The organism is Microbulbifer yueqingensis (assembly GCF_900100355.1).
GTDB classification, from domain to species: Bacteria; Pseudomonadota; Gammaproteobacteria; order Pseudomonadales; family Cellvibrionaceae; genus Microbulbifer; species Microbulbifer yueqingensis.
This window is the reverse complement of the sequence record NZ_FNFH01000007.1, coordinates 93,658-117,679: the sequence shown is the minus strand read 5'-3', so window position 1 is coordinate 117,679 and position 24,022 is coordinate 93,658. Positions and strand designations below refer to the sequence as shown.

19 protein-coding genes are annotated in these 24,022 nt (G+C 60.9%); 5 read left to right on the top strand and 14 right to left on the bottom strand.

Annotated features, from left to right (window positions below; all coding sequences use genetic code 11):
• Positions 1–7: 7 nt before the first annotated feature.
• Positions 8–2,503, bottom strand: a complete 2,496-nt coding sequence (locus BLT26_RS14785) for a BapA/Bap/LapF family prefix-like domain-containing protein (RefSeq protein WP_139169593.1) — start codon at positions 2,501–2,503, stop codon at positions 8–10.
• Positions 2,504–3,020: 517 nt separating this feature from the next.
• On the opposite strand from BLT26_RS14785, the gene BLT26_RS14780 reads away from it, so the two are divergent.
• The gene (locus BLT26_RS14780; RefSeq protein ID WP_175453141.1) at positions 3,021–3,569 is read left to right on the top strand and encodes a histidine phosphatase family protein; all 549 of its coding nucleotides are present in this window, start codon (positions 3,021–3,023) and stop codon (positions 3,567–3,569) included.
• Positions 3,570–3,622: 53 nt separating this feature from the next.
• Here the strand turns inward: BLT26_RS14780 and pepN are convergent, their stop codons facing one another.
• The gene (gene pepN / locus BLT26_RS14775; protein ID WP_091516261.1) at positions 3,623–6,253 is read right to left on the bottom strand and encodes an aminopeptidase N; all 2,631 of its coding nucleotides are present in this window, start codon (positions 6,251–6,253) and stop codon (positions 3,623–3,625) included.
• A 323-nt stretch (positions 6,254–6,576) separates the two neighbouring features.
• Here pepN and BLT26_RS14770 point away from each other — a divergent pair, with 323 nt between their 5' ends.
• The 3 genes from BLT26_RS14770 to BLT26_RS14760 all read left to right on the top strand — a co-directional run bounded on the left by BLT26_RS14770 (position 6,577) and on the right by BLT26_RS14760 (position 10,213).
• Positions 6,577–9,600: an intermembrane phospholipid transport protein YdbH family protein gene (locus BLT26_RS14770; protein ID WP_091516257.1), complete on the top strand. Its 3,024-nt coding sequence runs from the start codon at positions 6,577–6,579 to the stop codon at positions 9,598–9,600.
• Positions 9,601–9,681: 81 nt separating this feature from the next.
• Positions 9,682–9,876 (top strand): YnbE family lipoprotein, encoded by a 195-nt coding sequence (locus BLT26_RS14765; RefSeq protein WP_091516254.1) that lies wholly within the window; start codon positions 9,682–9,684, stop codon positions 9,874–9,876.
• A gap of 10 nt (positions 9,877–9,886) precedes the next feature.
• A complete protein-coding gene (locus BLT26_RS14760; protein WP_091516250.1) occupies positions 9,887–10,213 on the top strand; it encodes a YdbL family probable chaperone protein in 327 nt (108 codons plus the stop codon).
• A 67-nt stretch (positions 10,214–10,280) separates the two neighbouring features.
• Here the strand turns inward: BLT26_RS14760 and rpoS are convergent, their stop codons facing one another.
• The 12 genes from rpoS to tilS form a co-directional block, all read right to left on the bottom strand.
• Entirely contained in the window at positions 10,281–11,342 is a 1,062-nt protein-coding gene (gene rpoS, locus BLT26_RS14755; protein ID WP_245720723.1) for an RNA polymerase sigma factor RpoS, read from the bottom strand.
• A 203-nt stretch (positions 11,343–11,545) separates the two neighbouring features.
• Positions 11,546–11,944, bottom strand: coding sequence for a peptidoglycan DD-metalloendopeptidase family protein (locus BLT26_RS16645; RefSeq protein ID WP_245720728.1), 399 nt, complete (start codon positions 11,942–11,944; stop codon positions 11,546–11,548).
• A gap of 593 nt (positions 11,945–12,537) precedes the next feature.
• Complete coding sequence (locus tag BLT26_RS14745; RefSeq protein ID WP_245720722.1) at positions 12,538–13,494, bottom strand: DUF368 domain-containing protein; 957 nt, start codon at positions 13,492–13,494, stop codon at positions 12,538–12,540.
• Entirely contained in the window at positions 13,491–14,162 is a 672-nt protein-coding gene (locus BLT26_RS14740; protein WP_175453140.1) for a protein-L-isoaspartate(D-aspartate) O-methyltransferase, read from the bottom strand. The genes BLT26_RS14745 and BLT26_RS14740 overlap by 4 nt, the downstream gene beginning before the upstream one ends.
• 80 nt (positions 14,163–14,242) lie before the next feature.
• Entirely contained in the window at positions 14,243–15,211 is a 969-nt protein-coding gene (truD, locus tag BLT26_RS14735) for a tRNA pseudouridine(13) synthase TruD (RefSeq protein WP_091516427.1), read from the bottom strand.
• Positions 15,204–15,689: a 2-C-methyl-D-erythritol 2,4-cyclodiphosphate synthase gene (gene ispF / locus BLT26_RS14730; protein ID WP_091516238.1), complete on the bottom strand. Its 486-nt coding sequence runs from the start codon at positions 15,687–15,689 to the stop codon at positions 15,204–15,206. Before ispF ends, truD begins: the two co-directional genes overlap by 8 nt.
• A 47-nt stretch (positions 15,690–15,736) precedes the next feature.
• A complete protein-coding gene (gene ispD / locus BLT26_RS14725; protein WP_091516235.1) occupies positions 15,737–16,456 on the bottom strand; it encodes a 2-C-methyl-D-erythritol 4-phosphate cytidylyltransferase in 720 nt (239 codons plus the stop codon).
• Positions 16,453–16,743 (bottom strand): septum formation initiator family protein, encoded by a 291-nt coding sequence (locus BLT26_RS14720; protein WP_091516232.1) that lies wholly within the window; start codon positions 16,741–16,743, stop codon positions 16,453–16,455. The genes ispD and BLT26_RS14720 overlap by 4 nt, the downstream gene beginning before the upstream one ends.
• An 80-nt stretch (positions 16,744–16,823) precedes the next feature.
• Positions 16,824–18,110 (bottom strand): phosphopyruvate hydratase, encoded by a 1,287-nt coding sequence (gene eno, locus BLT26_RS14715; protein ID WP_091516229.1) that lies wholly within the window; start codon positions 18,108–18,110, stop codon positions 16,824–16,826.
• Positions 18,111–18,220: 110 nt separating this feature from the next.
• On the bottom strand, positions 18,221–19,066 hold the full coding sequence (kdsA, locus tag BLT26_RS14710) for a 3-deoxy-8-phosphooctulonate synthase (RefSeq protein WP_091516422.1): 846 nt from the start codon (positions 19,064–19,066) through the stop codon (positions 18,221–18,223).
• Positions 19,067–19,140: 74 nt separating this feature from the next.
• The gene (locus tag BLT26_RS14705; protein WP_091516225.1) at positions 19,141–20,778 is read right to left on the bottom strand and encodes a CTP synthase; all 1,638 of its coding nucleotides are present in this window, start codon (positions 20,776–20,778) and stop codon (positions 19,141–19,143) included.
• A gap of 124 nt (positions 20,779–20,902) precedes the next feature.
• Positions 20,903–22,210 carry a tRNA lysidine(34) synthetase TilS gene (tilS, locus tag BLT26_RS14700; RefSeq protein WP_091516221.1) on the bottom strand — a complete coding sequence of 436 codons (1,308 nt, stop codon included), beginning with the start codon at positions 22,208–22,210 and terminating at the stop codon, positions 20,903–20,905.
• Between the two features lie 316 nt (positions 22,211–22,526).
• Between tilS and BLT26_RS14695 the strand changes: the two genes are divergently transcribed.
• Positions 22,527–23,966, top strand: coding sequence for a sugar porter family MFS transporter (locus BLT26_RS14695; protein WP_091516218.1), 1,440 nt, complete (start codon positions 22,527–22,529; stop codon positions 23,964–23,966).
• Positions 23,967–24,022 lie beyond the last annotated feature (56 nt).

Here is a 24,022-nt window from a genome sequence, read left to right as displayed (position 1 = left end):
CTTGGGATCAGACGTCGTCTGGTCCGTTTTGTTGCCACAGATCCTGGACGGGGTCGGTCTCCTGGGCGTGCATGGTGGTATCCATGCCGTCCTGGAGGGCACAACCGCCACCCGAGAGATCAGCACCAGAGCCGGAATCCTCCACCGAGAAGAGTGGAATCTCGCCCGACCCGCTCTCGCTGACGAGATCCTCAAGGTCAAGGTCCGGCCCCATTTCATCGTTGAAGGACGCCCCTGGCCCGCTCTCAGCCGACTGCGCAGGGCCGCTGCTTGTCGCGGCACTCTCGTCCTGCATCGGGATCACGTCGGTGAGTAACGCATCTTCATCGGCGTCTCCGTCGGCATCACCGTCGGCATCTCCGTCGGCATCTCCGTCGGCATCTCCGTCGGCATCTCCGTCGGCGTCTCCGTCGGCATCCGCATCCGCGTCCGCATCCGCATCCGCATCCGCATCCGCATCAGCATCCGCATCCGCATCCGCGTCCGCATCCGCATCCGCATCCGCATCCGCATCCGCATCCGCATCCGCATCCGCATCCGCATCCGCATCGGCATCAGCATCCGCATCGGCATCCGCATCCGCGTCCGCATCGGCATCCGCATCCGCATCCGCGTCCGCATCCGCATCCGCATCGGCATCAGCATCCGCATCGGCGTCAGCGTCCGCATCGGCGTCAGCGTCCGCGTCCGCGTCGGCGTCAGCGTCCGCGTCGGCGTCGGCGTCGGCGTCGGCGTCGGCGTCAGCGTCCGCGTCCGCATCCGCATCCGCATCCGCATCCGCATCAGCATCCGCATCCGCATCCGCATCCGCATCGGCATCAGCATCCGCATCGGCGTCAGCGTCTGCATCCGCATCGGCATCGGCATCGGCGTCCGCATCCGCGTCGGCGTCCGCATCGGCATCCGCGTCCGCATCGGCGTCTGCGTCTGCATCCGCATCCGCATCGGCATCGGCGTCCGCATCCGCGTCGGCGTCCGCATCGGCGTCCGCATCGGCATCCGCGTCGGCATCCGCATCGGCATCCGCATCGGCATCGGCATCGGAGTCGGCATCGGCATCGCATTCGATATCTATGTCTATATCGATATCTATATTGACGTCACAGCCGTCTCTTTCGATATCCACGTCAACATCGACGTCAACGTCTTTTACCGTGCAATCCGAGTCACAGAGCCCTGCGAACTGACCGAGGCCTGCATCGGCATCTGCATCCGCGTCGGCATCCGCATCTGAATCGGCATCCGCGTCGCAGTCACAATCGATATCGATATCGATATCGATGTCGACATTCACATCACAGTCCGCATCGGCGTCGGCGTCGGCGTCGGCGTCGGCGTCGGCATCAGCGTCAGCATCCGCATCCGCATCGGCGTCCGCATCCGCGTCGGCATCTGCGTCGGCATCTGCGTCAGCATCCGCATCCGCATCCGCATCCGCATCCGCATCCGCATCGGCGTCGGCGTCCGCATCGGCATCCGCGTCGGCATCCGCGTCGGCATCGGCATCTGCATCGGCATCTGCGTCGGCATCTGCATCGGCATCGGCATCGGCATCGGCATCCGCGTCGGCATCTGCATCTGCATCGGCATCTGCATCGGCATCGGCATCCGCATCGGCATCCGCATCCGCATCCGCATCCGCATCCGCATCAGCGTCGGCGTCCGCATCGGCATCCGCGTCGGCATCTGCGTCAGCATCTGCATCGGCATCCGCGTCGGCATCGGCATCGGCATCGGCATCAGCGTCCGCATCCGCGTCAGCATCTGCATCGGCATCCGCATCGGCATCTGCATCGGCATCCGCATCCGCATCCGCATCAGCATCAGCGTCCGCATCCGCGTCGGCATCCGCGTCAGCATCGGCATCCGCGTCGGCATCCGCGTCAGCATCCGCGTCGGCATCCGCATCCGCATCCGCGTCAGCGTCGGCATCGGCGTCCGCATCCGCATCTGTATCCGCGTCGGCATCTGCGTCTGCATCCGTGTCGGCATCCGCATCGGCATCGGAATCCGCATCGGCGTCACTATCCGGCGGAGGTCCCGGAGGCGAAGGGGGGATTGGGCGACCAGAGGGAGTGAGGTTACCGGTTTGGCTGAATCCCTCCCGGTCGTCGTCGTCATCCAGGGCAATAGCAATAGCTCCCAGACCGACCAAAGCCGGAACCACCCAGGAACTGACACCGGTTGCCGCAGCCGCGACCGGCGCCGCTGCCGGCACCGGGAATCCAGCGCCGCCAAGCATTGCGAGCATTACCGGTTCATCACCGCCTTCGAGCACTATCTGGCTCTGCTCGCCGTCTTCGTCGACCATGTAAAAGTTCGCAATGACGATCTGCTCACCCGATTCAAGGATGATGATCAAGTCATTGCCCTCGCGGGCGTAGGATGCCACCTCTTCCAGCCCCACTGGGAGACTGACAAGCCCGATAGACGATAACTGCAAGTCGTCCAGTGGCATTTCCTTCACCGACCCGGTTTCCCTGTCGTAAATTTTTCCGATCATGCTGTCACCTGACTACAACCATTGTGAGTTCCTTCCACACATACAGCGGAGTGATGCCCTGGAGCATTTAGGTGTCTTATGTCGCTATGACAGGCGCCCATTCCCTGAACAACCCCATAATTGCTCAAACCGCATCCAATGCGGATAAATTTTGAGCAGTCATTTGTTTATGGACAGAAGTCAGTCACAATTCAAGAGCAAATCGGGCGCCGCCTATAATCAGCGGATTGCCGGAATCAGGTCGTGGCGGACAGGGGAACAGGAAGGCTAATTAAACGCAGGGACATGGCCGACAGCAGGGGCAAGCGTGGCGTATTGCTGGTTTAAAGATACGCCACGCACACTATGTAACAGGCACGCCGGGGCATAACGCGACCCAAAGCGCTGTCTCCTCGAGTCTCTTGAAGGAAGCATGCCCCTGGCCTTCCGGCAAAGACCACTGGAGGGATATGTACTGTGACCTCACTCGACGCGAAGATAGCCTGGATAAATACTGGCATTACAGACGGGAAATAAAGTGACGAAGATTTTGTTAATAAGGCACGGGGAGGCCGCCAAGGCACCAGGCGTTGCTGATCCGCCACTGACCGAACGGGGTCTCGAGCAAGCCGAAGCGCTGGCGCATGTGCTGGGAAGCGGGCCAAGGTTTCACCTGGTCAGCAGCCCAAAGAGCCGCGCACGGCAAACTGCCGAGCCCCTGGCCCAGCTGTGGCAGCGGGAAATAGCTATCACAGGCGACGTCACCGAAATCCCATCGCCGCCAGATTTGCCGCTCACAGAACGCGGGCAGTGGATACGCTCTCTTCTCGTTGCCCAATGGAGCCAGCTTCAGCCTCACCAGCTTCTGTGGCGCGAGGGCGTGATTGATTACCTCTCAGGACTGCAGCAGGACACTGCAGTATTCTGCCATTTCATGGTCATCAATTCCGTGGTTGCCCATATCCGCGGTGCCAGCGATATCTGCCAATTCCGGCCTGACTACACCTCGATCACCGAACTGGAACTGCGAAAAGGGCGCCTGCTCCTGACGAGGCTTGGCAGGGAAAAGGACAGTCGCATATTCTGATTAAAGGGGTAACGAGGGCAGGGTTTTTCACGCCCGCCCTCTTTAACTGCCCGTTACACCAGGCTCTTGCTGACCACCTCATAAAGATCCCGCGACAACTCGCCGCTTTCCATCACCATCTGCAGCGCCGCATGCATCTTCTCGCTCAGTTCAGCACGATATCTCTTCCATCGTGTCAGGGGAGTAACCAGGCGAGCCGCTACCTGTGGGTTAAGGCGGTCCAGGGCGACGACCTGTTCCGCCAGGAATTCGAAGCCTTTGCCGTCTGCCCGGTGAAACTGGGTAAAGTTGCGGTTGGCGAAACCACCAATTACCGACCGGACCTTATTCGGGTTTTTCAATTCAAATGCCGGATGCTGCATCAGGGCGCGGACCCGGTCCAGGGAACCACGTTGGGAGCTACTCGCCTGCAGGGCAAACCAGAGCTCTACTACCTGGGTATCCGCGTGCCAGCACCGATAGAATTCCTGCAGGGCTGATTCGGCCTGCTCATCGGAACCGCGGTCGACCAGGGTAGCCAGTGCGGCTGCACTGTCGGTCATGTTGCCAGCGCTGTCGAACTGCGCCTGGGCCAGGTCCAGGTATTCCGGTTTTTCCGTGACACAAAGATACGCAAGGCAGGTATTCTTGAGGCGTCGCTCCGCTATATCCCCCGCTTCCGGTCGGTAGGGGCGGTCATTCGAAAACGCGTGGTACCCGGCCAACAGGTCTTCCTCAAGCTCCCGGGCCAGCTCGGCCTCGGCAAAATTTCGTGCGGCCACAATGGCTTCGGCATCGATTTCGTCTGTCTGCTCGGCAAGGACCTGGGCGGTGGGCAGGGAGAGCATTTCCGCTACGAGGGAAGGATCCAGCTCGCGGTTCTGCAGCACGCTCCGGTAGGCTGATAGCAGTTCCGGCGAAAGCCGCATATCACGGCCTGCACGGTAGTCCTGTTGAAGAGCCTCCATAGCCATAAATGCCAACCGCTGGCAGGCATCCCAGCGATTGAAGTCATCGGATTCAAAGCGCATCAGGAACAGTAGTTGCTCCTTGCTATAGCCATAGCGCACCTTTACTGGCGATGAGAATCCGCGCGATATGGATGGCAGTGGCTTTTCGGACACCCCCTCAAAGCGAAAAGTCTGCTCGGCCTCGGTAACTTCCAGCACCTGCTCGGTCGCACCGGACGTATCCAGGGGGAGGTTCTTCCCTGCACTGTCCAGGAGCGCAATCTTTAGCGGAATATGGAATGGCTCTTTTTCCACCTGCCCAGGGCTGGGGGGGCAACTCTGCCGCACTGTCAGCGAATATTCGCCACTGGCGGCATCGAAATCGTCGGAGATATCCAATACCGGGGTTCCCGCCTGGCTGTACCAACGCCGGAACTGGCTCAGGTCGACGCCATTAGCGTCCTCCATCGCCTTGACGAAATCTTCACAGGTAACAGCCTGTCCGTCATGTCGTTCGAAGTAGAGATCGCTGCCCCGGCGGAATGCCTCCTCACCCAGCAGGGTGTGGATCATTCGCACAACTTCTGCGCCCTTCTCGTAGATAGTGAGAGTGTAGAAATTCGAGATTTCCATATAGCTGTCAGGACGTACCGGGTGCGCCATAGGGCCCGCGTCCTCCGCAAACTGGGCGGTGCGCAGCATGGAAACGTCCTCGATGCGCTTCACTGCACGCGAATTCATATCTGCAGAGAACTCCGCATCGCGAAAAACAGTAAATCCCTCTTTCAGGCTGAGCTGAAACCAGTCGCGACAGGTTACCCGGTTACCTGACCAGTTGTGGAAGTATTCGTGGGCAACAATGGCTTCAATGCGCTGAAATGCAGTATCAGTAGCAGTCTCGGGGCTGGCCAGCACACAGGCTGAATTGAAAATGTTAAGTCCTTTATTCTCCATGGCCCCCATATTGAAATGATCAACTGCGACGATCATGAAAATATCCAGGTCGTATTCCCGTCCATACACTTCCTCATCCCACCGCATGGCTTTCTTCAGGGAGCGCATTGCGTGGTCGCACTTGCCGATATTCCTGGCCTCGGTGAATATCTGCAATTTGACTTCGCGGCCACTGGCAGTGGTAAAACTGTCCTCAACATGTTCCAGGTCGCCCGCTACCAGTGCGAAAAGGTAGGCCGGCTTGGCAAAGGGATCCTCCCAGGTAACGAAATGCCGGCCGTCTTCCATATCGCCGCGATCGATCTCATTGCCGTTGGACAGCAGCACCGGGTAGTCCCGTGAAGCGACAATAGTAGTGGTAAAGCGCGACATGACGTCGGGGCGATCCGGATAATAGGTAATCTTGCGGAAGCCCTCTGCCTCGCACTGGGTACAATACATACCATTGGACAGATAGAGTCCTTCGAGCGACGTGTTGTCCTGCGGATGGATGCGGTTCGCGATCTCCAGCACAAACTCCGGCCGGTCGACATCAATCGACAGCCCTTCCGGCGATACCCGAAACTGCTGATCGTCGACTTCCCGCCCATCGATCGCCACCGACAACAGCTCCAGCTCTACGCCATCCAGCGCCAGTGGCGGGAGGCCTTCCCCTGCGGCAGGGTTACGACGGATATGTAATTCCGAGCGAACCAGGGTGCCGGAAGGCTGCAGTTCAAAATGCAGGCGAGTCTGGTCAACCAGGTAATCCGGTACCCGATAATCCTTCAGGTAGATGGTGCGGGGCTGGGCGTCTTTCATTAATAGGCTCCCTTGACTGGCAGAGACACTTCGGTTCCAGCCCATCGTGACACAGGCCGGTATCAGGCCCGAGACTATACCCTCCGTGGTGACTGTGAGGCTAGCACTGCCTCCGGGGCCACCTCCAGCCGCGCCCCGCAGGCCAGGAGTGATGTCCTGCAGGCAGTGGCGTTTGCAGCCACGCCAGAGCACGGCGTGACAACGACGCTCGAATTCCGCCATCTGTGGGTATGTCATTATTTTTTGCTTCCCGGCCGGTTACACTGTCAACTGCCGGTGACTGCAACTGGCACCCCCTGCAAGCCTGAATCCAGAGGTCGAATGTGCCCAGGTCGCGCCTGATCATACCGATTGTCACCTGCTTCCTGCTGGCGATGGCAATCGGCTGGGCCTGGGTGAAACGTGACACTTTAGCGACCCTGATAGCCAGAGGCCTGGTCAGCGAGGTGGAGATCGAGCGGATCCAGGGCTTCAAGGTGTCGCCGGGCCAGGTCAGGATGACTCAACTAAGCGTCACGCTTCCCTCGGGGACGCCGGTAGAGTTGCGGGGCGTGGTCATCTCCCGGCCACTCGACCTGGTCTTACGGAAGCAGGAGGGACGCACCCGCGTTGCCATCGAGGCCGCTCGCCTTGGCGACCGGCCTGCCCCCACCACCCCTGATCGGCCGGCTCCGGATATTATCCTCAGCGATTTACTCCAGGCAGTGAGGTTTCTGCCACCGCGGATAGAGATCGCCGAACTGGTCGATATCCGCAGCGGAGGACTTCCAGTGCGGATCAAGCTGCAATGGGACAGGCCTGCCGACACCGCAAGCATCATGGTTCAGGGAGTGGGCTTCGAACTCAGGGGCGAGGCTAGCCTGCCGGATATTTCCGCGGCTACACAACGGCCGGTCCGGCTGGACCTCCGGCTCGCGGATGGCGAAGGCGAGGATGCCTTCAACCTGAGCGCTACTCTGCGCCCCGGATTTACCGCCACCACGACGGGCGCCTCCCCCGGGCACTGGGGAGCCGCCCTCAGAATGACGGGCGACGTCGAACGTCTCGCCAATACGATCACACTGCTGCCCCTTCCTGGCGCAATCTCCAGCCCAGTCATGCGTGCTGGCCAGAACGGGAACAAAACCCAATCTACTGGCACCTTCCAGCTCAACGTCACCGGACGTATCCCGGATAACCTTTCCCACACGGAATATTATGAAAGCCTGGCTGCGAGAGTTGAAAGTGATGAGCTGTCGCTGAGCCTGGCGCGCTTACCCGGCAAGCTTCCCCTTCGAATCACACTTGCTACCGATGGGCCGGTCGAGTTCAACCTTGACAGCCTCCACCCCCTCCGCGTGGCGGCGGCGACAGGTAGTGCTAATGTCCTGATTACCCGCCTGCAAACCAGTGACCAGGAACTGTTTTCCGGCGAGATCCAGGCCCGGGGCGGGGGAAAGGACAGTGAAATCACAGCCAGTGGCACACTCAGCCTCGACACCGCAGCATTGCTCCTCGAGGACCCCGGCACAGCGCTTACGGCCCTGAGGGCTCTCACAGGAAGGGGAATTACCGACATTGGGGGCCGGGTCGAATTGCGGGGCTCAGCCACGCTCCCGTCCCTCGGTCGCCTCGGCAGCGACAGGCTGATGACAGGACTTTCGCTGGAAATCCTCCCGGGCAGTCGACCAGAGGCGACCCTGGTAAAGAAGGAAAACTCACCACCCGCGCTGGCCAGCGTTCTGGACGCACTGGGACCCGGGGAGGCAAGACTGCAAGCCACGTTTACGAAGCCGTTGATTATTCGTGCCAGGCAGTGGCCCGGGCCACTCGAGGTTGAAGCTTCCGGTCTGAAGCTGAACCTGGCGGACCGAAAAGGCACGCAGAGGCTTTCATCAACTCTTGAATCCTTGAGCTGCCAGCTGCAGCAGGAAACAGCCTGTCTTGTCACCGTGAGCGCCCGGGCTCCTTCAATAGTACTGGACAAAAACGCATCAGCTGCAGACAACCAGTTGGTATTTGCGGGCAGCATCGCTACCAGCAATGGCGAATACAGGCTGGCAAGCGAGCGATTTCAGGCAAGCACCGAAGCTCTCACAAAAAACGGGCTAAAGGCCAAAGGTATCCGACTGGAATCATCAGGTCTTTCCTGCTCCGCTCCCGGTAAGCTCCATTGCGAAGGAGATTTTAATGTCACTGTTATCTCCTTCAGTGCGCCTGGCCTGTCGGGTGGCGGCTCGGCCGCTATGCAAGGTTTCGAGCTCCGACGAGAAGGGGGCCAGACGCTGGCTTCCGGCGGTTATGCCACCGATGATTGGACCACCAGGATCAACGATAAATACATGATCATTACCGAGGCCCAGGGGGACTTCACCTTTCGCGACCTGGTATTGCGCGGCCAAAGCCAGGTAAAGGCCGGCCATGTTACTGGAGAAAGCAACTGGACCCACGACTTCGGAAAGGCCCGGGGAAGCGCAGAAATCAGTGTGGCAAAAGCCGGGTTCAGCCAGATGAAGCCGCTCAGTGATGTGATCTCGGGCCTTCCTGTAGAGCTGGTTTCCGGCACATTGAGGGGCAAGGGCACATTTTCATGGCCTGCACGCAACAGTGACCGCCTGCAGGCACAACTGCGGGACGTCGCGGCTATTTACGAAAACACTTTTGCCGTGGGCATTACCGGCGAAGCCGTACTCCAGCGGAAAGGCGACAGCTGGTACACCCCAAAACCACAGGCCTTCAGTGCAAAACGTGTGGACGTCGGGGTACCTGTAGAGAACATCCGCTTTCTCCTGTCGGTGGAGCAATCCGGTGATGTGATATTCGCAGGCCTTGATGCGGAGCTCCTGGGAGGCAGTGTGCACTCCGATGCATTGACCTGGAATCTCGCCGGGGAGGAGCGACGCAGCCAGCTCTCTTTCTCCGGGCTTTCGCTCCGTGCATTGAGCGACCAGATGGAGGCGGGTAACTTCAATGCCAGCGGTGCAATTGATATGACCATTCCGTTGATCACCGATGAGGAAGGCGTCACAGTCAAGAGCGGGAAAGTGACAGCGCGTCCGCCGGGAGGCCGGTTGAGGTATTATGGCGCCTTCTCCCCCGAAATGCTGGCCGGCAATCCCCAGTTGAAAATGCTGGCCGGCGCGCTGGAAGACTACAGTTACCGCACCCTGAGTGGCACACTCGAGTATCCGCCCAGCGGCGATATGCAAATGCAGCTCAAGCTGGTGGGTCGCAGCGCTTCTTTGGACCAGAAGCGGGACTTGGTCATTAACCTGAATCTCGAAAACAATATTCCTGCCATGCTGCAATCCCTGCAGGCAAGCCGTGACCTTGCCGATGCGCTGGAAAAGCAACTCGGCAATCAGTGAAAACAAGGGCAACCCTGGGGTTCAGCCTGCGTTAAGCTAAACCAGTTAGAATAGAATGGCGTTAAATCCGAGGAGTGCCAGATGAACACCCGCCACCTGCCACCATTGCTGCTTGCCGCCGCGCTGATCACTGCCGGCTGCACACCGACCGTCGCTGTCCAGGCACCCAGCGAGCCGATTACGGTAAACCTGAATGTAAAAATTGAGCACGAAATTCGTGTCAAGGTGGACCGGGAGCTGGAGAACGTTTTCGAGGACAAGGAAGGTATTTTCTAAGGAGCTAATGATGAATACGCTGAAGCATATCCTGGTGATTCTGGCACTGGCCGTAGCCCTTCCTGCCGCGGCAATCACACTTGATGCGGCCCGTAACCAGGGGCTGGTTGGGGAGGCCAACAGTGGCTATATCGCCATCGTCAGTGAGAGCTCACCTGAGCTGGAACAGCTGGTGGCAGAGGTTAACAGTAAGCGCAAGCGGGAATATGCGGCCATTGCCAAGCGCAACGGTATCTCCATCGCCCAGGTAGCTGCCCGGGCTGCCGAGAAGCTGGAAGCGCGGCTGCCGGCCGGCGCTTATTACCAGGACAGTCGGGGTCGCTGGGCGCAGAAGTGAACCCGTAGATACAAAAAAGCCCGTATCGGAGCACCGATACGGGCTATCACTTTCCTGAACTGCCGCGTCAGAGGTTACCGAACAGCGACATTCCGTCCAGTCCCTGTTTTTCCATGACTTCCCTGAGACGCTTCAGTGCATCCACCTGGATCTGCCGCACACGCTCGCGTGTGAGGCCAATCTCGCGCCCCACTTCTTCAAGCGTGCTGGCCTCGTAACCGCGGAGCCCAAAGCGGCGTGAAACCACCTCGCACTGTTTATCGGGAAGTTCTCCCAGCCAGCGGTTAATGCTGTCAAAAAGATCGCTGTCCTGCAGGAGCTCGGCCGGATCAGACTCCTGCTGGTCCGGAATTGTGTCGACCAGGGTTTTTTCAGAAGAAGGACCGATGGGTGTATCGACCGACGTAACCCGTTCGTTGAGTCCCAGCATGCGCTCGACGTCTTCGACAGGCTTTTCAAGCAGCGACGCAATTTCCTCAGCCGAGGGCTCGTGATCCAGTTTCTGTGCCAGTTCCCGGGACGCCCGGAGGTAGACATTAAGCTCCTTGACCACATGAATCGGAAGCCGGATCGTGCGAGTCTGGTTCATGATGGCCCGCTCGATAGTCTGCCGTATCCACCAGGTGGCATAGGTGGAGAACCGGAAGCCCCGCTCCGGATCGAACTTCTCCACCGCGCGGATCAGGCCCAGGTTGCCCTCCTCGATCAGGTCGAGAAGCGCAAGGCCCCGGCTCACATAGCGCCGGGCGATCTTGACCACCAGACGCAAATTACTCTCGATCATCCGCTTGCGTGCGGCCGCGTCGCCGCGCAATGCCTTGCGTGCGTAGTAAACTTCCTCTTCCGCGGTCAGCAGCGGCGAGAAACCGATTTCATTGAGATAAAGCTGGGTCGCGTCGAGATTCTTGTGAAGATAACTGTCGTTATCAGCCAGCCGCCGCGCCCTGGGCTTGAGGGGGGTAGGTTCGGGACTCGATTTTGCCGCTTTCTTCCTGGTGCGGCGGCCAGGTTCCTTTTTTGTCTCTTGTTGCTGTTTACCCTGAACGTTCTGTTCTGCCTGATCTGCTGCCAACTCTGGAGGAAGATCTGCGTCGCCGGTCACAGACCGGTGTTGCCGTTGTGCATCCATTTCCCCAACTCCTTGTACTATGCCAATATCAGCCGTGCCCTTGGCTGGCAGGGGCTAGACCCTGCCGCTTCTGGCACGACAGCCACCGTATTGGGACGACCGCTGGGGAAGGCGCGGACCTTGCAGCCGTCACATTCCGGTGACTACCTCAAGTGGTACAAACAAAATCCATTTTTATTTACAGAGCCTCAGGACCACTTGGACTATGGCAAATAGGCCATCGGATCAACTGGCTGACCGTTGCGACGGATCTCAAAGTGGAGCTTGTTGCGGCTGGTACCACTTGAACCCAGTTCCGCTATCCTCTGCCCCGCTTTCACCGTGCTGCCCTCTTTCACAAGCAACTTGTGGTTGTGGGCGTAAGCACTCAGGAACTCCTCGCTGTGCTTTACGATCAGCAGCTTGCCGTAACCTCTCAGTGCGCTACCCGCGTAGATCACAGTGCCATCGGCTGCTGCAACTACAGAGTCCCCCTTTTCCCCGGCGATATCAACTCCCTTGCGGAGGGGGTCCTTTGCAGCGAAGCGGCTGATCACCTTGCCACGGGCCGGCCACTGCCAGCGAATGGAGGCGGCGGTGCGCGTTGTCGTCGGCTTCTTCACGGGTCTCGGCGTTAAGGATTTTGAGCGAACGGGCTGTTTCTCTACCACTGTCTCGGGGCGCCGCACGGGTGCCCTGGCCACAGTCTTCGTAGCTGGTTTCGGCGCCGGCCTCGCGGCCGGTCGGGGCGCCCTGCCCTCCAGCTTCAGGCGCTGGCCAGGATAAATACTATAGGGCTCTTTTATGCCATTTAAGGCGGCAAGTTCGCGAAAATCACGTCCGTAGCGCCACGCTATCGAATAGAGAGTTTCACCCTTGCTGACGGTGTGGTGAGCGATCCGAATGCTCGGCGGCTGGGCCAGGGAACTGGTTGGCGCAGGCAGGCTGGTGCAGCCCAAAAGCATACCTACGGTGAAGGCAGGGATTAATATTTTTAACGCCCGAAGGACGAATTGACTCCATCCCCGGCAAACGTCACGCCAGTCGGGGTGGCCAACCTGTTTAAAATGACGACATTCCATTATTCTCTTTTTACATCACCCGGAGCCATTTATGGGAAAAGTGTATAAAAAATTATTCCGGAAAGACGCCTGAATTCCACAGAATGCGCTGCCATTCCGACCTGCCGCAGGTAATAGGCAGTGCAGGAAGATTTTCACGCCTTTCCCTGTTCTCGGGGGTCCCGTACCCTGCCCACATGGTCGACCAGCAGGACTAACGCTACCGCTGCTGCTGCCGCCACCAGGGCCGGCACTACAAATGGCTCGGCCCCGGTCTCCCCCGCAAAACGGGCCGGGAGCACATTGGACAACAATGGCGCCAGCTTGTCCCCTCCCGCTGTCCCGGCATCAGGAAGTTTCCACGGCCAGACAATTTTCAGGCTACCGAGCAATACGCCTGCGAGAAACGCCAGGGTGCGAGCCGGGTAATGGTGCATCAGCCAGGACAGGAGCCGGCTGAACAGCATGAGCCCGGTAACTGCCCCGCCGGCGAAGAACAGCAGGTTCTCCCACTGGAGTTCATGCACCGCTTCCAGGACCCGGGGATAGATTCCAATCATGAGCAGGATGAACGAGCCTGAGATCCCGGGCAGGATCATCGCGCAGATTGCCAGTGCCCCGGAAAGGAACAGGGTCAGGGGAGTAGCCGGGACCTGCCCCGGGCGGATCTCGCTGACGCCCACCGCGAGCAGCACACCCAGTAACAGGCAAACCGGCACCGACCAGGTCCACCTTGGCACCTGTCGAAGGATGGGCACGGTCGATGCCAGGATCAGGCCGAAAAAGAACGACCAGACCACGATCGGATACTTGTCCAGCAGGAAGCCGATCAGGTTGGCGAGGCTGAACACGCTCAACAGAATGCCGCAGAACAGCGCCAGCAGGAAGTTGCCGTTGATGTAGCGCCACGCCACCAGTGGACCATGCCTCCGCAGGATCGTCACGCAGTGGGGGCCGATACGGCTCAGGGAGTCCAGCAGCTCGCCGTAGATCCCCGTGATAAACGCAATGGTGCCCCCGGAAACTCCCGGCACCACATCCGCGGCACCCATGCCCATGCCGCGCAACAAAATGCCCCAGTAACGGCCGCCCAGGAACCGACTACGGCTCACCGCACAACTCCCGAAAGCAGGGGCACAAAGCGTACGGGTTCGAGCCGCTCTACTTCGAAACGGTCGCTGTCCTCGCAGCGGGTAACCACGGTGAGAAACTGGCGCTCGGTGCCGATGGGGATTACCAGCACGCCGTTGGGAGCCAACTGCTCCTTGAGCTCGGCGGGGACGGAAGCCGGCGCCGCTGCAGCGAGAATGGCATCGAAGGGGGCCATCTCGGGCCAGCCAAAACCACCACTGCTGACCTTCGTTTCGACGTTATAGATATTGAGTTCACGCAGCCGCCTGCGGGCCTGGTCCAGCAGGGGCGCGATGCGTTCCACGGAATAGAGTTGGTCAACCAGCCGCGCAAGAATCGCGGTCTGGTACCCGGAGCCGGTCCCCACCTCCAGCACCCTGTGCAGGGATGTCGCCCGGTTTAGCAGGAGCTCGGTCATCCGCGCGACTATGTAAGGTTGCGAGATGGTCTGCCCGTAACCGATCGGGAGCGACGTATCTTCATAGGCCCGAATGGCCAGGGCCTCGTCAAGAAACAGGTGGCGAGGCGTGGATGCCATCACATCCAGCACTTCTTCGTTCTGAATCCCCCCATCCCGCAATCGTTGTATCAGGCGATTGCGGGTGCGCTGGGAGGTCATCCCCAGCCCTTCGCGTTTCAAGCGGTCCATAGTGTCCCTTCCAACTGGCGGCCGGGTATCGTCCCCGCCGCGACCCGGCCTCAGAGCCGGTTATCATTGTTAGTTTTCGTCTATTTTATGGCGCCAGCCGCGGCATTTGCCAGCTCTGCGAGCTCCCGGAGCACGGCTGTGGCAAAGGTGCCTACCGGTAGGCTGAAAGCCAGTTGCAGGTCGTCGCCATGCCATTCATGCTCCAGGTCCCCTGGTTGCAGTACCAGGGCACGGCGCTCCTGTTTCAGGCCGCAGTGCTCCAGCCAGTCGCACCAGGGTTGCCAGGGGGCTACCGCGGCAGCCTCGAGCCCGGCCTGCACCCTGGTCGCCGGGTTCCTGCCCCGCCCCCACAGTGGTGCAGATGGATATGGTTGCGGTTCCCCATCGAGCAGCTCACGCCAGCTTCCGTCTTTCACGCGCTGGCCCAACACCTGGTTGAATAGCCAGCTGCGGGCGGCAGACATGGCGAAAGTTCGCTCGCTGCGGCGGGCACGGCCGCCTTCCTCTGCCAGGCGGCGCGCCAGTGTCAGGTTGCCACCGTCACGACCGAAACGCTGCTCACCGAAATAATTTGGCACGCCGCCAGCCAGGCTCGCCAGTAACTGCTCCGCCCTGTCCCGGTCCCCGCGCGTGTCACGCAGCCTGATTTGAAAGCGATTGCCGGTATGTTCGCCGCGACGGAGCTTGCGCTGGCCACGACTGCAGCGAAGTATTTCCACCTCTTCACTGACAATCGCTGTCCAGTCGGGTTCGGGCCGCTGGGCAAGCCAGACGCTGAACCACTGGGTGGTTACCGCATGGCGATCCTTCAGGCCGAAAAAGCCTACGTCCCTGGGTGAGACGCCAGCCACGCGCGCCAACTGCTGGGCAACCCAGCTGGTGTTGGCGCCGCGTTTGCGAACCTGCAGGTACACATGTTCTCCGGTATCCGTCAGTACGGGATCACCCTGCTCCTCGACGACAAAATCCTCGGGTTCGCGCCGGAACTCCGCGGTGATGGCGGTTCCCCCGTGGGCGCGTGGCCAGTCCAGGTCCCAGTACTCAGTCATCGGCACGCTCGAGCAGTACTGACGCAAGGGCGGCGATCCCCTCCCCTCGTCCGGTGAAGCCAAGCCGCTCGCTTGTAGTCGCCTTGACGCTGACAGCCCCTTCATCGACGGTACAGTCGGCCGCGATATTGGTACGCATCGCCCCGATATGTGGTGCCATTTTGGGTTGCTGCGCCACCAGGGTGCAGTCTGCATTTACCAGCCGATAGCCGCGCCGGTGAATTTCGGCCACCACGCGGCGCAACAGCTCCCGGCTGTCCGCGCCGGCGTACTGGCTGTCGGTATCGGGGAAGTGATGGCCGATATCGCCCAGCGCCAGCGCCCCCAGCAGAGCATCTGAGAGCGCGTGCAGCAGGACATCGCCATCACTATGGGCGACGAGTCCGTGGCTGTGGGGAATACTGACCCCACCCAGGATAACCCGGTCACCGGGGCCGAAGGCATGGACATCAAGGCCCTGGCCTATGCGAAAACTCATGCGCGTTGCATTCCTTCTGCTGACTGCCTGTAACAATTGAATCGTGATTAGCGTTTTTCTTCCGTCGCCGCATACCGGAGGCGCAGGATGGACTCCACCAGCGGGATATCCCCTGGCAGCGTCACCTTGATATTGTCCCGCTGGCCCTCAACAAGCTGGGGCTGGTGGCCAGCCAGCTCCAGCGCACTGGCTTCATCGGTAATCCCCGCGCCGCGCTCCAGGCCCTCACGCAGGCAGCGCTGCAGTTCGCCGAGCGGGGCCCGCTGGGGGGTCTGCGCCTGCCAGATCCGCGACCGGTCGAGGGTCTTTTCCACTACCTGGCGATTGCCGTCGCTGGCACCCAGTTTCAGCGTATCGCTGGCCGGCTGGGCAAGCAGAGCCATGGGGCTGACATCATCCGCAAGCAGTGACTGGATATCGTCGAGGGATACACAGGGACGCGCAGCATCGTGGACCAGTACCGTGGTCTCAGGAGGCACGCGGCCGGCGAGGTAATTGAGCGCTGACAACACCGAGTCGGCTCGTTCGGCCCCACCGGTAACCCGGTGAACATGAGGGTGCCCGGCCTCGGCGATGTGCGCAAAATAGGGATCATCTTCAGATACTGCCACTACGATACCGGCGAGTCCCGGCCAGGCAAGAATATTGCGCAGTGTCAGTGACAGGAGCGGCCGGCCCAGCAGCGGCAGGTATTGTTTGGGGCGATCCGCCCCCATGCGCTTGCCGACCCCGGCGGCCGGCACCACTACCCAGAAACCGGAAATCACTGGTTGTCGGCCTCCTCGGGGTTGAGAAAGATAAACAGCGTTTCCCCTTCCTTGATCAGGCCCAGGTCATAGCGTGCCTTGGCCTCGACCCCGTCAGTACCCTCCTTGACGCTGCGCACCTCCCGCAACAGCTGACGGTTCTCCCGTGCCAGGGCGGCGTTTTTCATTCGCTGCTGTTCCAGCTCCCGCTGCAAGCGGGTCACCTCTGCCATGCTGCCCTCGCCTATCCAGAGGCGATACTGCATAACGAGCAGGGTAACGACGAGGAATGCCAGCAGCCATTTCATAGCGGTTTCAATCTTTCACCCATCGGCGGGAGCGGAACCTGCGCCCGCAATCCCACCGATGGCTGCAGAGGCCTGCCCCCTTACTTGAATTCCGCACGGCCGCGGTAAGGTGCATTGCCGTCGAGCTCAGCCTCGATACGCAGCAGGCGGTTATACTTGGCCACGCGGTCAGAGCGACACAGGGAACCGGTCTTGATCTGGCCGGCAGCAGTCGCAACTGCCAGATCGGCGATGGTGGTGTCCTCGGTCTCACCGGACCGGTGGGAAATCACCGCAGTGTAGCCCGCGTCCTTGGCCATCTTGATTGCGTCCAGGGTCTCGCTCAGGGAACCGATCTGGTTGAACTTGATCAGGATGGAGTTACCGACACCCTTCTCGATGCCCTCCTTGAGGATCTTGGTGTTGGTTACGAACAGGTCGTCACCAACCAGCTGGACCTTGTCACCGATCTTGTCGGTAAGGACTTTCCAGCCATCCCAGTCACTCTCGTCCATACCGTCCTCGATCGACAGGATGGGGTAGTTGGCGGAGAGGTCAGCCAGGTAATCGGCAAAGCCGCTGCTGTCGAACTGCTTGCCCTCGCCGGAGAGGTCGTACTTGCCGTCCTTGTAGAATTCGGATGAAGCACAGTCCAGGGCCAGGGTGATGTCGTCACCCAGCTTGTAACCGGCCTTTTCAACCGCCTCGGCAATCACCTTCAGGGCCGCTTCATTGGAGGGCAGGTTGGGGGCGAAACCGCCTTCATCACCCACCGCGGTATTCAGCCCCTGGGCTGAGAGTACCTTCTTCAGGGTGTGGAAAATCTCGGCACCCTGGCGCAGGGCTTCAGCGAAAGTGGCTGCCTTCACCGGCTGGATCATGAACTCCTGGATATCCACGTTATTGTCAGCGTGCTCTCCGCCGTTGAGGATATTCATCATCGGGACCGGCATGCTGTACTCGCCGGCAGTGCCGTTGATCTCGGCGATGTGCTGGTACAGCGGGACCTTCTTGGAGACTGCTGCCGCCTTCGCTGCGGCGAGGGACACCGCCAGGATGGCGTTGGCGCCCAGTTTGGACTTGTTCTCGGTGCCGTCCGCGTCGAGCATCGCCTTGTCCAGCGCGCGCTGGTCAGTGGCATCCATTCCCTTGAGCAGGTCGGCGATGGTGGTATTGATGTTCTCCACCGCCTTCTGTACGCCCTTGCCCAGGTAGCGTCCCTTGTCGCCGTCACGCAGTTCCAGCGCCTCGCGGGAACCGGTGGATGCTCCGGAGGGCGCGCAGGCAGAGCCTACGGAACCGTCTTCCAGGATAACGTCTGCCTCGACGGTGGGGTTACCGCGGGAATCCAGCACTTCAAAAGCTTTGACAGCGGCGATCTTGCTCATTAACAGGCTCCATGTTGAAAGGTGGTTAGTTGGATTCTTCTGATGCAGGAGCGGCCTCGGCCCACTCCCGGACATGATTCTGTTTTCCCGGATGCGTCTCCGGGCCGGCCCTACTTGGTATCCAGCGGCTCAAAGCCCTTCACCAGGTCATCCACGGCCTTCATCTGCGCCAGGAACGGTTCCAGCTTTTCCAGCGGTAGTGCGCTCGGGCCATCACAGAGTGCCTTGTCCGGGTCCGGGTGGGCCTCGAGGAACAGTCCTGCAATGCCGATGGCCAGGCCTGCGCGGCCGAGCTCGGTGACCTGCGCACGCCGCCCGCCGGAAGCTGCGCCGGACGGGTCGCGCATCTGCAGGGAATGCGTTACATCAAAGATCAGGGGCGCTCCGCCGGTGGAATCGATCATGGTACGGAAACCCAGCATGTCCACTACCAGGTTGTCGTAACCGAAACAGGCTCCGCGCTCGCACAGGATAACTTTCTCGTTGCCGCCCTCGGCAAACTTTTCCACCACATTCTTTACCTGCGGCGGGCTCATAAACTGGGGCTTCTTGATATTGATCACTGCGCCGGTCGCGGCCATTGCCTTCACCAGGTCGGTCTGGCGCGCCAGGAAGGCCGGTAGCTGGATCACGTCGACAACTTCCGCGACAGGTGCTGCCTGGTGTGGCTCATGCACGTCGGTAATCAGCGGCACACCGAAGGTCTGCTTGATCTCCTGGAAAATCTTCAGGCCCTCTTCCATTCCCGGTCCCCGGTAGGAGTGAATGGAAGACCGGTTGGCCTTATCGAAAGAGGCCTTGAACACATACGGGATTCCGAGCTTCTCGGTGACTTTCACATAGTGCTCGGCCACTTGCATGGCCAGGTCGCGGGACTCCAGCACATTCATGCCGCCGAACAACACGAAGGGCCTGTCATTGGCGACCTGAACTTTACCGACTTCAATGGTTTTCATCTTTTCCGTCTCCCCAGCCATCCCCCTACAGGAGGATGGCGTATTCCGTCGAGCCTGAATCCGGGCCCAGAATATTATTTACCCTGCTTGTCGTGCTGTTGCATCGCCGCTGCGATAAAGCTCTCAAACAGCGGATGGCCGTCGCGCGGTGTGGAGGTAAACTCCGGGTGGAACTGGCATGCCACAAACCACTGGTGTTCCGGCAGCTCCACCATTTCGACCAGCGTGTCATCGGCGGACCAGCCACCGATCTTGAGGCCGGCTTTCTGCAGGCGGTCGACGTAATTGTTGTTGACCTCATAACGGTGGCGATGGCGTTCGACGATCACATCAGCCCCGTAGATTTCGCGAGCCTTACTGTCCTTGGCCAGGCGGCACTCCTGCCCACCCAGCCGCATGGTGCCACCCAGGTCGGACTGCTCATCGCGTTTTTCAATCTTGCCCTCGCTGTCGATCCATTCGGTGATCAGGCCGATGACCGGGTGCTTGGTATTCGCATCGAACTCGGTGCTGTTGGCTTCCTTGAGCCCCAGCACGTTGCGGGCATACTCAATCACCACGGACTGCAGGCCGAGGCAAATACCCAGGAAGGGGATATTGTTCTCGCGCGCATAGCGCACGGACTCGAGCTTGCCCTCCAGGCCGCGCTCGCCAAAGCCTCCCGGCACCAGGATGGCATCGGCATCCTTGATCAGTTCCAGGCCACCCTCGGATTCGACGTCCTCGGCATTGATGAAGTCGATATCCACCTTGCAGCGGTGCTTGATGCCAGCGTGGGTGAGAGACTCGATCAGGGACTTGTAGGCATCGAGCAGCTCCATGTACTTGCCGACCATGGCAATCTTGATTTCGTGGTCGGGATTGAGCTTGCCATCAACCACGGCATCCCACTCGGACAGGTCGGGGGCGGCGCACTCGAGCTGCAGTTTCTCCACCACGATATCGTCCAGGCCGTAGGTATGCAGGAGTCGCGGTACACCGTAGATGGTCTTGGCATCCGGGAGCGGCACCACCGCGCGCTCCTCGACGTTGGTGAACAGCGCGATCTTGCGGCGCGAGTCCTCGTCGATCTCGCGCTCGGAGCGGCACAGGAGTATATCCGGCTGCAGGCCGATGGAGCGCAGCTCCTTGACGGAGTGCTGGGTCGGCTTGGTCTTGGTCTCACCGGCGGTGGCAAGAAAGGGAACGTAACTCAGGTGGATGAGCAGGGCGCGGTTCAGCCCCAGCTCCACGCGCAACTGGCGCACGGATTCCAGGAACGGCTGGGATTCGATATCACCAACGGTACCGCCGATCTCGACGATAGCCACGTCCACGTCGCGCCCGCCCTCGAGCACGCGGCGCTTGATCTCATCGGTAATGTGCGGAATCACCTGCACAGTGCCGCCCAGGTAATCCCCGCGGCGCTCCTTGCGCAGCACGGTTTCATATACCCGGCCGGTGGTGAAGTTGTTGCGCTTGGACATGCGCGTACGGATGAAGCGCTCGTAGTGACCCAGGTCCAGGTCTGTCTCGGCGCCATCTTCGGTCACGTAGACCTCGCCGTGCTGGAAGGGGCTCATGGTGCCCGGGTCCACGTTGATGTAGGGATCAAGCTTGAGAATGGTAACCTTCAAGCCGCGGGCTTCGAGGATAGCGGCCAGGGAGGCGGAAGCGATGCCTTTCCCCAACGAGGAAACCACGCCACCGGTTACAAATATATAGCGCGTCATGCAAAACCTTGGTCAATCTGAATGCCCGATGGAATCGGGTTGCGGGGCTGGCACAGGCCGCGCCGGCTGGCGCATTCCTCTGCCTCGAGATGGGACGCCAGACTACCAGAATGCGGGTTGCCGCTCAATCAGAAAACGCTCCCGGCCGCCACTCGGGAGGGGCGGGCGGGCGCCCCTTCCAATCACCATGGCAGACAAACAGGCCGCCGACCGCCAGCAAGCGCGTCCCCTCAAAGATTAGCGGAACCCGGTCCCGCAGCCACGGTTCCAGTTGCCACTCCTGCAGCAGGCGCTTGAGGGTCTGGGAATGGCTGCGGCCGAGCGGGCGTGCACGCTCGCCCCCCTGCCGGAAACTCACCCTGTAGCTACCGGCAGGCCAGTCACTCGAAGGCACCAGCGTACCTCCCCCCGGGAGTGCCAGCGATTCGCTGCCTGACCATAACAACTCCTGAGGCGGGTCCAATGTTGCCAGGGCCGGCAAAAGGTAAAGCCGCTCCCCCCAGCGTCGCCCAACCAGCTCTCCCATGGCGATCTCCGGCTGTCGGTCGCCTCCGGCCGCCCACAGTTGGCGCAGCAGCTCCTCAAGCACCGTGGCCGGCGGGGACTCGCCGCCCCTGAGAGACAGCCAGCGTCGCAACAAGTTCTTCCTGCGCGCGGGACTGAGCGACTGGAGCCCGGCAATGCTGATGCTCTGTCCCAGGCGTTCACTGCGGAGCCCCACCGCCACCAGGTCCCCATCGCCGACCTCCGCCAGCAGGGCCGCCGCCTCCCGCAGGTTCTCCGCAGCCCGCCCGACCCGCTCCCGCAGCGGCCAGCGCTCCCGCAGTCCCGGCAGGACTCCGCGGCGCAGGTAATTGCGGTCGAACCGACTGTCCCTGTTACTCTCATCCTCGATCCAGTCGAGGCCGGAAGCCCGGGCGTACCTCTCCAGTGCATTCCGCCCAAACCCCAGCAGGGGCCTGACCAGCTGCCCCCTGCCCAGGGGGCGGCAGCCAGGCATGGCCGCGAGCCCCTGTACACCGGCGCCGCGCAACAGACGCAGGAAGAAGGTCTCCACCTGGTCGTCACCATGGTGGGCAGCCAGTAACTGGTCGCCCTCCCCCAGCAACTCTTCGAATACGACATAGCGGGCATGCCGGGCAGCCTCTTCCAGCCCGCCGCCCCGCTCGGTTACGACTACATTCCGGGTCACCAGCGGCACCTGCAGGGCATCCACCAGGCGCCGGCAATGGGCCTGCCACGCATCGGCATTGGGAGAAAGCGCGTGATTCACGTGAACAGCAGTGAAAGGCTCCCCGAGCGAGGCCAGCAGGTGCGCGAGCACGGTGGAGTCAAGCCCGCCGCTGAGGGCGAGCCAGCGGCGGCCCCGACAGGGATACCCGGCCAGTGCTGCCGCAACTCCTTTCCGCAATGCCCCAGTCTGGTCGTGCATTTTCCGCGCCCGGTGAAACATCGAATAGACAGATAAGAAAAAGGCGCCCGCAACTCTCGCCCGGCGCCTGCCCGGGCCTAGTGTACACCAATCCCCTGGCAGGTCCCCCAGACCGCAGAAGCCGGCTCCATAGCGGAATCTGCCCGTCCCTTCTGCGCCAGGCCGCTACCGGACCGCTTGCGGCCAGCCGGGCCGGGACCGGGGCAAAGCGGCCTCCCACCGCAACTCTTTACAATAACTGCCCGACCCGGCCCGCTACAATCCGGGCAAACCCGACAATCATTTTCAAGATCACAATAAACAGACGGGATACCTTATGGAAGCGATAGAGAGCCAGCTGAATCACGCCGGGACAAAAACACAGGAGTCCCCGCCACTCGCCTTTATTCTGGTCATATGCAGCGTCGCCACCATTGGCGGCTTCCTGTTCGGCTTTGACAGCGGGGTCATCAACGGCACCGTTGATGGCCTGCAGCGGGCATTCAGCTCCAATAGTGCCGGCACCGGCTTTAACGTCGCCTCCATGCTGCTTGGCTGTGCCGTCGGCGCCTTCGGAGCCGGGCGACTGGCCGATTTCTGGGGGCGCAAGCGGCTCCTGCTTGTGGCCGCTGCCCTCTTCCTGCTGAGTGCCTGGGGCTCCGGCGTCGCGACCAGCTCACTGGAATTCGTTTTCTATCGCATCCTCGGCGGCCTGGCAGTGGGTGCCGCCAGCGTACTGTCTCCCGCCTATATCAGTGAAGTGGCACCCGCGGCCTGGCGCGGTCGTCTGTCCACCATCCAGCAGGTGGCGATCATATTCGGCCTCTTTGCCGCCTTCCTGAGCAATTACCTGCTTGCGCAGGTGGCCGGTTCCGCGACCACCGAGTGGTGGTACGGATTTGAAGCCTGGCGCTGGATGTTCTGGGTCGAGATGCTGCCCGCCACCATATTCCTGGTAGCCCTGCTGTGGATCCCGGAGAGCCCACGCTACCTGGTGATTTCCCGCCAGATAGACCGCGCGCGCCAGGAACTGCAACGCCTCTACCCCGGTGAGGGCGCCGCGGAAACCAAGCTGCGCGAGGTCCGGGATTCCGTGGCGGCAGACCATCGCCCGCGGCTCGCCGACCTCCTCGATGGCACCGGCAAAATCCGCTCTGTGGTCTGGGTGGGCATAGGCCTTGCCACCTTCCAGCAACTGGTGGGCATCAATGTGGTGTTCTATTACGGTGCGGTGCTGTGGCAGTCGGTCGGTTTCTCCGAGTCAGACGCACTGATGATCAATGTCATCTCCGGCGCAGTGAGCATTGGCGCCTGCCTGATTGCCCTGGGGCTGATCGACCGCATCGGGCGCAAGCCCCTGCTGTTCGCCGGCTCCGCCGGCATGGCTGTCACCCTGGCAATGCTGGTGGGGGCATTCACCACTGCCAGCCTCGACGCAGGGGGCAAACTGGTATTGTCTGACCAGATGGGACTGGTGGCGCTGGTTGCCGCCAATGCCTATGTGTTTTTCTTCAATTTCTCCTGGGGCCCAGTGATGTGGGTGATGCTGGGAGAAATGTTCCCGAACCAGATGCGGGGCTCGGGCCTGGCGGTGGCAGGACTCTGCCAGTGGGGTTCCAACTTCGCCATTACCCTGACCTTCCCCCTGCTCCTCGCAGGTATCGGCCTGGCTGGCGCCTATTCGCTGTACATGATATGCGCCGCGCTGTCGGTAGTGTTCGTGGTGCGGATGGTGCGTGAAACTGCCGGCCTCGAACTGGAAGAGATGCCGGGCTGACCCGGCAACGGGCGACCCACCGGGTCGCCCACCCCCTTTCCCCTCTCGTTTATAAC